The sequence below is a fragment of the Citrobacter sp. W9 genome (assembly GCF_026719375.1).
In the GTDB taxonomy this organism is placed as follows: domain Bacteria; phylum Pseudomonadota; class Gammaproteobacteria; order Enterobacterales; family Enterobacteriaceae; genus Citrobacter; species Citrobacter werkmanii.
This window is the reverse complement of sequence record NZ_JAPPTE010000042.1, coordinates 1-11,328: the sequence shown is the minus strand read 5'-3', so window position 1 is coordinate 11,328 and position 11,328 is coordinate 1. Positions and strand designations below refer to the sequence as shown.

Annotated in this window: 16 protein-coding genes and 2 pseudogenes; all 18 read right to left on the bottom strand. The window is 50.0% G+C overall.

Features of this window, described 5'->3' with window-relative positions:
- Nucleotides 1-114 precede the first annotated feature (114 nt).
- Nucleotides 115-1,368: pseudogene (locus tag OOJ59_RS27255) on the bottom strand (tape measure protein); the annotation flags it as partial.
- A gap of 46 nt (nt 1,369-1,414) precedes the next feature.
- Nucleotides 1,415-1,750, bottom strand: coding sequence for a zinc ribbon domain-containing protein (locus OOJ59_RS27250; protein ID WP_052910053.1), 336 nt, complete (start codon nt 1,748-1,750; stop codon nt 1,415-1,417).
- A gap of 56 nt (nt 1,751-1,806) precedes the next feature.
- Complete coding sequence (locus OOJ59_RS27245; protein ID WP_171859217.1) at nt 1,807-2,085, bottom strand: phage tail assembly protein T; 279 nt, start codon at nt 2,083-2,085, stop codon at nt 1,807-1,809.
- An 8-nt stretch (nt 2,086-2,093) separates the two neighbouring features.
- Nucleotides 2,094-2,483 (bottom strand): phage tail assembly chaperone, encoded by a 390-nt coding sequence (locus OOJ59_RS27240; protein WP_023993431.1) that lies wholly within the window; start codon nt 2,481-2,483, stop codon nt 2,094-2,096.
- A 27-nt stretch (nt 2,484-2,510) separates the two neighbouring features.
- Complete coding sequence (locus tag OOJ59_RS27235; RefSeq protein WP_058806108.1) at nt 2,511-3,215, bottom strand: immunoglobulin domain-containing protein; 705 nt, start codon at nt 3,213-3,215, stop codon at nt 2,511-2,513.
- A 57-nt stretch (nt 3,216-3,272) separates the two neighbouring features.
- Nucleotides 3,273-3,620 (bottom strand): tail completion protein gp17, encoded by a 348-nt coding sequence (gene gp17, locus OOJ59_RS27230; RefSeq protein ID WP_268063549.1) that lies wholly within the window; start codon nt 3,618-3,620, stop codon nt 3,273-3,275.
- Nucleotides 3,617-4,066 (bottom strand): HK97-gp10 family putative phage morphogenesis protein, encoded by a 450-nt coding sequence (locus tag OOJ59_RS27225; RefSeq protein ID WP_268063548.1) that lies wholly within the window; start codon nt 4,064-4,066, stop codon nt 3,617-3,619. Before OOJ59_RS27225 ends, gp17 begins: the two co-directional genes overlap by 4 nt.
- Nucleotides 4,063-4,401 (bottom strand): phage head closure protein, encoded by a 339-nt coding sequence (locus OOJ59_RS27220; RefSeq protein WP_268063547.1) that lies wholly within the window; start codon nt 4,399-4,401, stop codon nt 4,063-4,065. Before OOJ59_RS27220 ends, OOJ59_RS27225 begins: the two co-directional genes overlap by 4 nt.
- Before the next feature lie 9 nt (nt 4,402-4,410).
- Nucleotides 4,411-4,731, bottom strand: a complete 321-nt coding sequence (locus tag OOJ59_RS27215; protein WP_038642103.1) for a head-tail connector protein — start codon at nt 4,729-4,731, stop codon at nt 4,411-4,413.
- A gap of 77 nt (nt 4,732-4,808) precedes the next feature.
- Nucleotides 4,809-6,026: a phage major capsid protein gene (locus OOJ59_RS27210; RefSeq protein WP_268063546.1), complete on the bottom strand. Its 1,218-nt coding sequence runs from the start codon at nt 6,024-6,026 to the stop codon at nt 4,809-4,811.
- A gap of 9 nt (nt 6,027-6,035) precedes the next feature.
- Entirely contained in the window at nt 6,036-6,635 is a 600-nt protein-coding gene (locus OOJ59_RS27205; RefSeq protein WP_058806104.1) for an HK97 family phage prohead protease, read from the bottom strand.
- On the bottom strand, nt 6,628-7,854 hold the full coding sequence (locus OOJ59_RS27200) for a phage portal protein (protein ID WP_268063545.1): 1,227 nt from the start codon (nt 7,852-7,854) through the stop codon (nt 6,628-6,630). The genes OOJ59_RS27205 and OOJ59_RS27200 overlap by 8 nt, the downstream gene beginning before the upstream one ends.
- Nucleotides 7,844-7,993, bottom strand: coding sequence for a hypothetical protein (locus OOJ59_RS27195; protein ID WP_163208360.1), 150 nt, complete (start codon nt 7,991-7,993; stop codon nt 7,844-7,846). Before OOJ59_RS27195 ends, OOJ59_RS27200 begins: the two co-directional genes overlap by 11 nt.
- Nucleotides 7,994-8,001: 8 nt before the next feature.
- The gene (locus tag OOJ59_RS27190) at nt 8,002-9,759 is read right to left on the bottom strand and encodes a terminase large subunit (protein WP_268063544.1); all 1,758 of its coding nucleotides are present in this window, start codon (nt 9,757-9,759) and stop codon (nt 8,002-8,004) included.
- The gene (locus OOJ59_RS27185) at nt 9,759-10,232 is read right to left on the bottom strand and encodes a phage terminase small subunit P27 family (RefSeq protein ID WP_058806101.1); all 474 of its coding nucleotides are present in this window, start codon (nt 10,230-10,232) and stop codon (nt 9,759-9,761) included. The genes OOJ59_RS27190 and OOJ59_RS27185 overlap by 1 nt, the downstream gene beginning before the upstream one ends.
- A gap of 156 nt (nt 10,233-10,388) precedes the next feature.
- Complete coding sequence (locus tag OOJ59_RS27180; RefSeq protein WP_268063543.1) at nt 10,389-10,739, bottom strand: HNH endonuclease; 351 nt, start codon at nt 10,737-10,739, stop codon at nt 10,389-10,391.
- Nucleotides 10,727-10,960, bottom strand: coding sequence for a hypothetical protein (locus OOJ59_RS27175; protein ID WP_046671254.1), 234 nt, complete (start codon nt 10,958-10,960; stop codon nt 10,727-10,729). Before OOJ59_RS27175 ends, OOJ59_RS27180 begins: the two co-directional genes overlap by 13 nt.
- Nucleotides 10,961-10,974: 14 nt before the next feature.
- Nucleotides 10,975-11,328, bottom strand: a pseudogene (locus OOJ59_RS27170) (Fur-regulated protein); the annotation flags it as partial.

Genomic DNA, 11,328 nt, shown 5'->3' with positions numbered 1-11,328 from the left:
GCTATCGACTGAAGCAGAAACGAAAGGCCGGGGTTATAGCTGAAGCTAATCCTGAGTAAACAAGGTGGATCAATATTAAACCGTTGGTGGTGGCGGTAAGTGGATCACTTTTTACCCGTTGTTGACACCAAGAGCACCACCCATCAATCGAGAACCTAACGATGTCACATTATTTAGGGCTTCCTGCGCTGCGGTCCTTGCCGAAATATTTCTAATTAATGATGCTTGAGCATCAGATAACCTTTTCTCCGCTGCTGCCTGTGCATCAGTTCCCCTAGTAGCAATTAAAGCTTGTTGTGCCCGATACACAGCTGCACGAGCGCGAGCCGTGGATATTTGAGTACCTCTCACTTGCGCTTCAGCAAGCGCAATTTCACTCTTTGCTGCATTTAATAATCCAGATGTCGCTGAAAATGCTCCTGATGCTATATCTCCGAACCAACGCGCTGCGCCAACAGCAACAAGAACACCTGCGGCAGTTGCAACCTCATCAATGTTATCTGCAATCCCATTTAATGCGCCTGTTAATGTCCGACTAACACCGCTTGCTTCATTTGCGCCGCCAACCCATGCCATAAAGGCGTTTTCAATTTTTGTTGTTGCAGCGGATACAGTCTGCGGCATTGCGTTGTATTCTTCACGAAGTGATCCTAGCTGGCTGATTAGTGCCGGAACAACCTTGTCAGCAGTAAGTTGGCCTGCGTCAGCCATTGCCTTTAAGTCTTTTCTGGCTACCCCCATCCCAGAGGCAAGAGCTCTGATAACGCGATCGCCATTCTCATTAACTGAGTTAAACTCCTCACCACGTAAAACCCCTTGAGCCAGCGCCTGGCTGAATTGGGTAATAACAGAACTCGCCTCTGCCGTGCTTGCACCAGAAAGTTTCAATCCGGTAGAAATAGCCTCAGTAACATTTAGTACTTCTTCGGAGCTATAACCGAATTCACGCATTGATGCCGCTGAGCGTGCAAACAGGTTTGCGTTATCTGAAAATGCTGTTCCTGTTCGCTGACTAATATCCATCAGAGTGCGTTGTGACTGATTGAAGTCATCAGTTGATTGCGAGGCCTGCTTCAATCGAGCATTAACCGAACTCCATTCATCCGCAAGAGATATCAAATTCCCAGTAGCGTATGCACCGGCGAAAGCGCCAGCAAGCCCCATAGCAGATGATTTTGCAGAATTAAGTTGGCTTGTTACTTCTGCCAGCGCTCTCTGTGTCTCTCTTGATGCTGCAGCAGCTTGACGCCCCCCATTCTGCATGGTTTTGTAATAATCTTGTCCCATACGTGAAGCGCGAGAAATTTCTGTCTGGAAAGATTGTGAATTTGCGGACACTTTAATAATCAATTCTCGCAAGGTGGCCATTGTTCATTCTCCAGAAACAAAAAAACCGCCGAAGCGGTTTGTATTATTATTTTTCCCAGACTTTTCGTCGGGCTTCCTCAAGATAATCTTCATCTGTTTTTGTAGGATGATCACTTGATAACAAATCACTACCACAATGCTTGCATTTGATGGCTTCTTTTTTTATTAATTCAGCACAGAATGGGCATTTTTTCATACCATCAAATTCCAGCTTCTCTTTTTCTTCAAACTGTACATCTTTTTTAATAACTAAAGAGTGGACTAAGGCAACAATGAACAGCAGAGCCCCATAAATCCACCACCCCAAAAAAGAGCGTCCTTTGCTACTTGCAATCAGTGCAGGTATCAGACCAATAACAATTGAAATAAGTAAGATTTCCATGACCTTCCCCTAAACATCATCAATGAGGTAAATCCTATTATCTTACTGAATAAATGTCACTGAGTTGCTGCTATTAATGCAGCCTCGAGCCCTGCAAACGGGTCATTCGATGCTGATTGCTCGTCCCCACCCCAGCGCAGGATCGCATCTTCCAACGCTACTTTTGCCCCCTGTGATCCGTAGACGGCCGAGACGACCTGAGCAGCCTGAATATCACCGCGAATATCGCCAATGGGGCTTTGCCTGTCGAACTCAATCCACATCAAAAGCTCGCTTGCTGTCATGGTCTGCCGAAGTTCTGAGAGCGTGCGCCCCATGCGGAGCGCAAGCGCCATCAGAAACTTTACGCCGGGGGTTGCGACTTTTCCCGCGCTTCATCCGCGCTGTTGATAAGGTCAAGCGCCTGTTTTAGCAGACGTGAGTGAACGGGGCCGTAAATTTCACGTACCTGCTCTTCTTCATCGACGCTGAATACCGGTTGCTTGTTGGTATCGCAAAGGACATCAATGAACAGCACGACGTCAGCACAAAGATTACGGTGTGCTTTTTCTGATACAGATACCTCGCCTTCTTCATCAGCACCAGATTTTGCAATTTCCTGCCAACGTAACCACCCTTCGCCAGAAGGTTCCCGCAGAACAACCTTCACACCGCCCCATTCAGGGACCGTAATGATTTTATGACGAAAGCCTGACATTTTAGCCAGCGCCAGTTCTTTAAGACTCTTAGCCATTTTTTATCCCTGATTAAAGAAGATGATTTACGCTACCGTTACGACGCAGGTTGCTGAGGTAACTTTTCCAGCAGGTGTGGAGGCGTCAGTAACTTCACAAACGTAATCACCGGCATCACCTGCAGCAGCGTTTGCCTTGTTGAAGGTTGCTGTCGTCTGTCCACTAACCGCGCTGCCGCCTTTCTTCCAGACGTAGGAATAAGGCGCTGTTCCCCCGGCAGCTACTACCGTCAGTGACAAAGCCGCACCAGAGGAAACGGATTTGGTGTCAGGCAGATCGGTGGTAAGGCGCAGCGCGTTATCAATTTTCGTCGGCTTACCTTTTAGTCGTAATGAGAATGTTGCGGCCACCACGCTGTTTGTTCCTGAAGACCAGGTATGCTGACGGACTTCAGACAGGAACTGGAAGCCAATACCAGACGGGAAGACAATCCGGAAACCATACGTGGTGTCGTTATCGTAAGCTTCACGCAACGCATCCTGTGCCGGGTTAACGTAGAAATTACCGGACATGGAGATTTCTGACTGAGCGCCCAGGCCGTTGATGTTTTCCTGCTCGGTTGAACACAGTGTGGTGACATCAATGTCCTGCTTCTGACCGCCAGTAAACTGGACTTCTTTGATAGTACAGTGCAAATCCAGCCAGGTTGCGGCGCCAATCGTATCCAGTGTCGCTGGCGCAGATGTGATCTGAATTTTAGTACCCTGCGATTTTTCATACAGTGAGGACATATTTGTCTCCTGAAAATAGAAAACCCGCCGTAGCGGGTCTGTGAGTTAATGGATTTGTCAGACAGTGACCTGAAATTCCAGCGTCGCCCGGTAATACCGGTTCTCTGGTTCATAACCAGGGGTTTTGCTTATATTGGTGGGATTGAGTGGCTTAACCACCTGAAGCGCCCTATCACGAAGATTCCGCGCCTCTTTGAGAGTCAGTGAGTAAACATCCACCTGGACTGATATCCCTGATTCGGCCTGCCCACAAAGAACATCGGCGGTCACATCAGAAATAAGTGAAAAAATAACCCATGGCGGTGATATCGAGGGCTGACCATCACTACCCAGCGGCGCAACGTAAGGATAAACTTGTCCACCGGCCAGAGGCTTCAGCAAAAGATAAAGGTCATCTTCCGTCATTTACTCAGCACCTCATCAATGGCCTGGTTCATGCGTTTCATAGCAACCTGCGTCGCCAGTTCTTCGCGGGTATCAAACGCAGGACGGACAAAAGGATGTGGGGGCATATTCACTGTGCCCATTTCGACAAATCGCCAGTAAAACGCGTTACGTCGATCGGAGGCTTTCATTGAATTATCGCTGTTACCCGTTCGCATGTTTCGACCCCGAATATGAACACCGGATGAAATATCACCGCGTTTACGTGATCGCTGCGTCAGCACCACAACGTTTTTCTTCAGTTTGCCGGTTCGTTCAGGCGCTCTTAATATCACCTCATCTTTCAGAACCTCAGCACCAGCTCGAGTGGCATCACGCAGAACTTTGTTGTTTTCGGCGCGGCTCAGTAATTCCAGATCGCGGGATATCTCTTCAAGGCCAGAAAAATCCAGACTGATATCAATCATTTTTCTGCTCCATTTTTACAGAGTATTTCCAGCCTGGTGGCTTTACTGTCGGGTATGGGGGGGCTGATGATATTCAGTACCGCGCCTTTAAATGGTCCAGTGAGCACCTTTAATCTTGACGCAGCAGTCACATCACGCCGGAAACGGACCCACACCCGAATTGTTGCCTGTGCCGTTTCTGCTCCTGATTGCAACTGCTCACGACCACTGATACCCAGCACTTCCGCCCATATGGTCTTTCCCTCCTGCCACTCTTCAACCGGCTGGCCTGTCGTATCACGAAAAGAAGTAAAGTTCAGGATAGTAATGCGATGGCGTAATCGACCTGCCTGCATAATCCCTCCCTACAGCGGTATGTATCGGTATGGTTGAAGCAATGACTCAAAACCAAACGGGAAGGTGGTAACAATATTTCCGACATTGACTGGTTCTCTGTTTTCAAACCAGTGCCCAACGAGAAGCATCAATGCCAGCAAAATATCGTCAGCAATACTGAGTCCATCAGGATCAGATTCAGGTACCTTATCTTCATACAGTTTTCGGTTGATGTAATTCTCTGCCATACGCCTTGCGGCGCCGTAGTAGAGCAACAACATTTCATCTTCCGTTGTATCGTCAGCATCGATCCGACACTGAGCCCTTAGCTTCTCTATCATTTCGCTCATCGTTTTATCCGGCCCGCAGCGAACTGCGGGCATAAAAAAACCGCTTACGCGGCATCAGGAGGCAGCAGAAGTGTTGATTACGGCGCCTTACCCACAAGCGCTTTGATGGCCGCTGTATCTTCCAGCACGCAGTCAAAGCGATGGAAGGCCAGGAATGCGGTCTGATCATACTCTGCGTAACGCTCAACCAGACGCTTCAGGGTCATGTAGGAAACACGGCGAACAATGAAGCGATTGAAATCACCAAGGAAAATGAATTTCTTACTCGCTGCCGCAGCATCAATCGCCTGATCAATTACATAGGGAATACCAAGAACGGTTGCCGGGGAACCACCAACAACATCAGGAAGCCACAGAGGGCGCTTCTGATCATCCACCATCTCTTCGATTACCTGAAGAGTGCCGTCATTAAACGCCCAGCGGAAACTTGGACCACCGCGATATGCCGGATCGATCGCATGCTTCAGGCTGTTCATTTCCTGCCAGGTGAATACTGCGGCCGCCGCCGCAGAAACAGTCCCGGTAACTGAAGCCGCCAGTCCTTTAGGTTGCTGAGGTGTACCAGCGCCGGTACCCTGCACGAGATATTTGGCTTCACCGCGGCCAATACGCTGCGCAATACGTCCAGCCAGGTATGCTTCAATATCTACACCGCTGTCCTGCAGCAGTTCATTGGAGACGCGGATAATTTTGGATGACAGTTTTTTAGCCCCCAGGATTGCGGTGCCGAATGTCACATCCCCCTCCGTTGCTGCAGCGTTTTCTGCAAGCAGTTCCCCCTCCTCAGCTGTACCATCAGAAGTGGACCAGGTAATATCCTGACCGTTTGAAGTATTGAGGATTTGCGCAACGCTCACGATCCCGCCGTAAGCTTTCATGGCATCAATGATGGCATTTCGCATCTGGGTAGGGACCGTATAACCACCTTTATCATCAGGTGTCGTTCCCTGCGCACGAAGTTCTTTAACGGCCTGACGTTCTTCAGCAGTCAGCTCACCGAAGCCATGGCGCAGGAGACGATCGAATGCAGCAGCACGGCGCACTTCTGCCTGCATTTCAGGACTTTCCTGACGCTGGCGCTGTTCAGGCTCCTGTTCATCAACAAAAGACTGATCATGGCGGCGCAATTCCTCTTCACGAGCGATACGCTCATCAAGCGCGTCCAGTTCGGATTTTGCGGCGTTCCACTGAGTGCGCTGCTCTTCGGTCCAGGTGGTATCACCAATTTTATCGTGCAGAGCACGCATATCAGTGGCGATGGTGTTACGTTTTTGCTTCATTTCATGCAGTTTCATGGTTTTTCCTTACGCGTTAAGAAGAGTCAGCAGGCGCTCACGCGCCATTCGTTGATTAATGGCGTTATGTAGCGCACCGCTGTCGCGCGCCTCCTGCCAGGCTTTCATCGATCGGACGCCGGAATCGGCCTCCTGATATGCGGGATAGGTCACCGGACTGACATCAAACAGCCGGGAAAACTTCGATATTTCGCGAATAACTACCCCTTCGTCGTCCTCGTACCAGTGTTCGCCGTCGCGGGCGACACGAAAGGCAAAGGACGACTGATTAATGTCACCGCGCAGCATGGGTGCCAGCACCAGGTCGCGAATGGTTTGCGTATCCGGCGCGGTAATGTCGTAACGCAGACCGCGATCATCTACAGACAGTGACAACGTTCCGGCAGCGCTACGACCAAGGATAAAATTAGGGTCATGGTTAAACAGCCCGCGAACATCATCATTCAGCACATCGTCAAAAGCACCGGGTTTGATAATTTCACGAAAACCCCAGAGAGGTTCCGAGCGACTGTTAAACACCGATCCGTAACCCAGAATGCGGGTGGGCTCATCGGTGCGTTGTTCCGCGCGAACCTCCCCGCTATAGCAGCGTGTTTCACGGTCATTCATTGGTTTTTTCCTCGTCGGGTTTTGGTGCCTTAAAATCGTCTGCCGGGTTAGCCGCGTTCACGCTTACCAGCATTTCATCCAGGCCGTCTACCGGGTTCATATCTTCAAATGCTCGCGCCTCGTTACGGCTCATCCAGCCATCAGTGATCGCAAAGTGGTAGAACTGAGCACGCTCCTGCGGGGTTCCGCGTAGCAGGCCTGTCAGGTTAAACCGGACGTAATACCCGGCCGCCAGCTCCGCACGAGTAAACAGCCGTCGGTTAAGCTCCTGCTCCCAGTTCGTTACCCACGGCATGATCGTGTAGCGGACAAACTGAATGGCCTGCTGCGTAATGTTTGAGAAGGTGGCTTTTTCGAGATCGTTAATCATGTGTGCAGGAACATTGAATATCCCGGCAATCATGGAGCGGTTCAGTTTAGACATGTCGATGATCTGCGCATCAACAGGGGAAACAGTCAGCGCTTTGTAATCCAGCTCTGCCGGGAGAAGCATTGTTTTATTCTCCTGGCTACGCAGCGCAACAACTGCCTTTTGCCACATGCTTTTTAAACGCCCCCAACTTTCATCATTCAACTGGCTTTTTACAGAAATGATGCCGGCTGGTCGGGCATTGCCACTGAAGAAAGAACTGGTGTATGCCTGCCCGCTCATACCCATACCGATCGTCTCGGCGTGTTGCATGATCGGGCTGAGTCCCATTTTCTGGTTATTACCCAGTGCCCTGATATGCACCATATCGTCAGGGTTTATAGCAAACGCGCCTTCTTCGTTGTAAACCCCATAGGTGTAACGACCTCCGGTGTTAAGTAGCGTGGTTTCCCACGGCATACAGCATTCCAGGCCGGAAACCTCACCACGCCGGGAACGTTTTACCCATGTATAACCATTACCCCAACCCAAAATATGACGCTGTTTTAACTCACGCCATTTATAGCTGGTCTGCCACACATTCGGTTCATCATGCACCAGGTAGAACACCGGATGATCGCGTGCTGCTTCAACCTTGTTATTGGTTTTCCTCATCACATGTAGCGGCATCTGTGCAATATTTGAGGAAATAACATAAATACAGGCGTAAACAGCCGCCAGTTTCATCGCAGTTTCGGGGCTGACAAAAACATCGCGGGCAAAAATATTGTCCGTTTCTGCTGATTCTCCCGTAATTGGGGTAGAAGGATTCTCCAGTGGTTCATTGCGAAACAGGGCATCAAGCAGCATTTTTCCCCCTCATTGCGACCACCAGCGCATAAAGCAAAAGCAAACTACCGGACATTATCAGAGATGAAGCCAGCCCGAACTTGAGATATACGCCAGCAGCGAGCGAACCGAACCCTGCCAGCCCAATAGCATCAGTCATTAATGTTTTCATAGAATTAAAAGATCTTCGTCAGGGTCGAGTGTGGACAGGAAATCAGCTTCACCACCACCGTTAACCAGCATTCTGCTCATTGCAGTAAATAGCGCAGCGGGACCGTCTATTTTTGCTTCGGGTGTGGATTTGTTCGGAAAGATATTGTCGTTTTTGTCAGGCTTGACGGTGACATTAGACATCATCCAGTTCATAACCGGATGATTACTGTGATGAAAACGCCCGCCGTAGACCAGAGACTCCACCTCTTTCATTGACTCAGAAAAGTTTCTGACCGTCTGCGGAACCTCCACCAGCGGCACACCTTCTTCTGCCAGAGCCAGGCTAAACTGTGTCGCGCTCCAAGGGTCAAATCCGGTTTCCTTCAGGTTTTCGCCACTAATCCATTCCAGAAAATCAGCTTTAATCTGCGCATGATCGATAACATCACCATCGGTCAGTTCCAGCTTCCCAATCTCAGCCCATTTGCGATACATCTGCGCCATTTGAGCGGAACATTTTTCCAGCCGCCCTTCGGGTAACCAGAATTTAAAGTCTGCATGCGCGTGACCGTTGTCTGCCCGCCAGAGTTTTACTGCTGCGCAAATATCAATCTTGTGGGCCAGATCCACGCCAGCCCACATCGGGTATGTTTTCAGCTCATGAGGGGGGGCTATAAACTCACATTTTTCCCACTTAATCATGTCCATCCAGGCTGACTCAGCGGTCACCCAGATATTCATGTGTTTGGTGAAAAAGTTTACTCTGGCGGAAACCTGTTCTTTGGCCTTCTTTGCCAGGCGTCGAAGATCATCCCAGCGCTTACAGATACCCAGCCCGGGGTTAGCCTTTTGCCAGACTGTTTCATCAAACGGATCATCATCCTTATCCAGCGTGAAGATAATAGCGAAAAAGGTATCATCCTTAACAGCGCCTTCCACTTCGCTGTTATAGCCACGCAGCACCTTAATGGCATAATCGCGCAGCTCGTAACAAATCCCTTCTTTGTTAAACCCGGCAGTCGTTATGCCAAACAGAAGAGACTGCAATCGTGCGCCGGTTGCAGTCTCCAGAACGTCCCAGACATCACGGGTTTTATGCGCATGAAGTTCGTCGACGATGCCACAATGGATATTGAGACCATCAAGATTGTTGGCATCAGAAGAAAGCGGTTCAAACTTGGATGCTGTCTGCTCCTGGTAGATCGCCAGTTTATTGAATTCAAACAGTCGCCCAAGTGTGGGTTTCGCTTTTTTAACCATGTTTTTCGCATCTTCAAAAACGATGCGAGCCTGATCCCGCGTAGTCGCTGCGGAATAAACCTCTGCCCCGCCCTCACCATCGGCGCCAGCCATATAAAGACCAACGCCAGAAGATAATGTCGATTTGGCATTTTTACGGGCGACTTCGTTATATGCCGTGCGAAACCTGCGAACCATCACCGGACGGCCGCTGCCATCATTACGCAGCTCAACTTCGCCTGTTTCTTCATTTACCAGGGGAATAACAAAACCGAAGATGTTGATCAGAATGAAAACATGCCAGTCCATCAGCTCAATCGGCTGGCCTGCCAGTGCTCCTTTAACATGAGGCACGAATTTATAGAAATTGAGGATGTGTTGTGCGCGGGGCTCGCTGAAATAGATGCCACGTTCTTCACCGTGCTTAAGATCATCAAGAAATCGCTGGCAGGAAAGACGGACATATTCACAGGCAATAACTTCCCCGGCAACGACGCGTTCGGCGTAACGTATGCCATCAGAAACTTTAGCCATCAGTCCCTCGCTTTCATAAATTCAGCAATAAGATCAACTTCGCCCGGAGTTTTTGTACTTACCTTCGAGCGACTGGCAGGCGTCATTCCGAACTCACCAAGCATGGCTCGCAGCCTCTTCCAGGCGTCAGCTTTCATAATTGCAGCCGGGTGTGCCTTTATCATGACGTCACCAGTCTGCGTTTCAGTTCGGTACGTATACCCCTCAATCTCCAGCGTGTCACAGTGATGTCTGTATTCGGTATACGCTTCCACAAGCAGTTCAAGGGCTCGCCCATCAAGCTGGGAGATCACACCGATGGCGTCCAACTCTTCAGCCATCCGCTTAAACCAGTACTTCCCCTGCTTGTCGAAATGCTTGGGAACTGGGGGGACCCCTTTAGGTGGCTGCGGCTCGTTTTTGTTGATCGGCCGTTTGGATGGGTTACCCCTCACCAAACGCAGATGGGTAGGGGTTTTCGGCGGTCCTGACATAATCGAAAACTCCTATTAATCATCGGCTGGGGGACCCCAAAAAAAGTTTTCTAACCTGCGGCGATGTGAAGAAAGGCTAGGCGGCGGTCCTTTGGTCGCCCGGCTACAGGGATTTGACCTCCCCCTCCCCTCTACGCCTGTTGATGATAATTACTATCATTTGAAACGATCACGCCCCGTTTTCGAGCGGTGGCAGGGCCAACACAGGCTTTCAAGGTTCGAATCATCATCGGTACCCCCATGTGCCTTAGCCTTGATATGGTCAACGGTTGTGGCCGCGACAGCACGTCCAGTACGCAGGCAGTTCTGACACAGATGATTATCACGCTTCAGGATGCGGGCGCGCTTGATATCCCACTTGCTGCCGTAGCCACGCTCATGGCGACTCTTACCCTGCTGATGCTGCTGCCAGCCCTCATTGCGATGCTGCTCACAGTAGCCTGAACGGTCCGTAGTCGTACCGGGACAACCTCTCTTGCGACATGCGCGAGGGATTAACGCTGGCATGGTTCAATCCTCACAGAACCGTAAAGCGTATGCCGCTTCACTTCACCGTTCTCTGTCGTCATATAACCACGCTCATCAGGAACGGCTGCGATTACTTCGCCCTTCTCATCGTCAGCAGTGAAGACATGCTTAACCTCAATACCATCGAGAAAAACAGCGTATCGCTCTACACCGAGATTAATCTTCCTGCCGGGATCGTCATCTAATACAGTTAGACGCATATAACCTCCGCAGGCTATCGCCCAAAGCGCTGCCAAATAATTCCACCAACTAAGCATTCATTGTGAATAGCTTTGCGAATTGTTTTTGCCAGTTCATCCATCGCTTTCTTGTATGCCGCCACCTGCTTTGCGACATCACGCGCCGCACATTCAGCTGCATTTTTCAGCGCGTTTTCAATCAACGCTTCGAGATAGGCATCAATACCAGATTTAACTTCAAATTTATCGGTGCTGATGGTTGCCTTGTTCTGCACCGGCTCATCACGCTGGATACCAAGGTTGATGTTGTAGATATTGGTCACCGGCTCAGGTGTTTCGATTGCCGCTGCTTGGATAGCACCACTGGCGATAGTGGCGTCCTTGATGAA

What these genes read in the sequence shown, in the direction of transcription:
- OOJ59_RS27245 (WP_171859217.1), bottom strand. Translation starts at nt 2,085, where the DNA reads ATGGCGCTTGCGCTCCGCATGGGGCGCACGCTCTCAGAACTTCGGCAG.
- OOJ59_RS27240 (WP_023993431.1), bottom strand. Translation starts at nt 2,483, where the DNA reads ATGGCTAAGAGTCTTAAAGAACTGGCGCTGGCTAAAATGTCAGGCTTT.
- OOJ59_RS27190 (WP_268063544.1), bottom strand. Translation starts at nt 9,759, where the DNA reads ATGGCTAAAGTTTCTGATGGCATACGTTACGCCGAACGCGTCGTTGCC.
- OOJ59_RS27250 (WP_052910053.1), bottom strand. Translation starts at nt 1,750, where the DNA reads ATGGAAATCTTACTTATTTCAATTGTTATTGGTCTGATACCTGCACTG.
- OOJ59_RS27185 (WP_058806101.1), bottom strand. Translation starts at nt 10,232, where the DNA reads ATGTCAGGACCGCCGAAAACCCCTACCCATCTGCGTTTGGTGAGGGGT.
- OOJ59_RS27225 (WP_268063548.1), bottom strand. Translation starts at nt 4,066, where the DNA reads ATGATTGATATCAGTCTGGATTTTTCTGGCCTTGAAGAGATATCCCGC.
- OOJ59_RS27210 (WP_268063546.1), bottom strand. Translation starts at nt 6,026, where the DNA reads ATGAAACTGCATGAAATGAAGCAAAAACGTAACACCATCGCCACTGAT.
- OOJ59_RS27205 (WP_058806104.1), bottom strand. Translation starts at nt 6,635, where the DNA reads ATGAATGACCGTGAAACACGCTGCTATAGCGGGGAGGTTCGCGCGGAA.
- gp17 (WP_268063549.1), bottom strand. Translation starts at nt 3,620, where the DNA reads ATGACGGAAGATGACCTTTATCTTTTGCTGAAGCCTCTGGCCGGTGGA.
- OOJ59_RS27195 (WP_163208360.1), bottom strand. Translation starts at nt 7,993, where the DNA reads ATGACTGATGCTATTGGGCTGGCAGGGTTCGGTTCGCTCGCTGCTGGC.
- OOJ59_RS27215 (WP_038642103.1), bottom strand. Translation starts at nt 4,731, where the DNA reads ATGAGCGAAATGATAGAGAAGCTAAGGGCTCAGTGTCGGATCGATGCT.
- OOJ59_RS27175 (WP_046671254.1), bottom strand. Translation starts at nt 10,960, where the DNA reads ATGCGTCTAACTGTATTAGATGACGATCCCGGCAGGAAGATTAATCTC.
- OOJ59_RS27200 (WP_268063545.1), bottom strand. Translation starts at nt 7,854, where the DNA reads ATGCTGCTTGATGCCCTGTTTCGCAATGAACCACTGGAGAATCCTTCT.
- OOJ59_RS27180 (WP_268063543.1), bottom strand. Translation starts at nt 10,739, where the DNA reads ATGCCAGCGTTAATCCCTCGCGCATGTCGCAAGAGAGGTTGTCCCGGT.
- OOJ59_RS27220 (WP_268063547.1), bottom strand. Translation starts at nt 4,401, where the DNA reads ATGCAGGCAGGTCGATTACGCCATCGCATTACTATCCTGAACTTTACT.
- OOJ59_RS27235 (WP_058806108.1), bottom strand. Translation starts at nt 3,215, where the DNA reads ATGTCCTCACTGTATGAAAAATCGCAGGGTACTAAAATTCAGATCACA.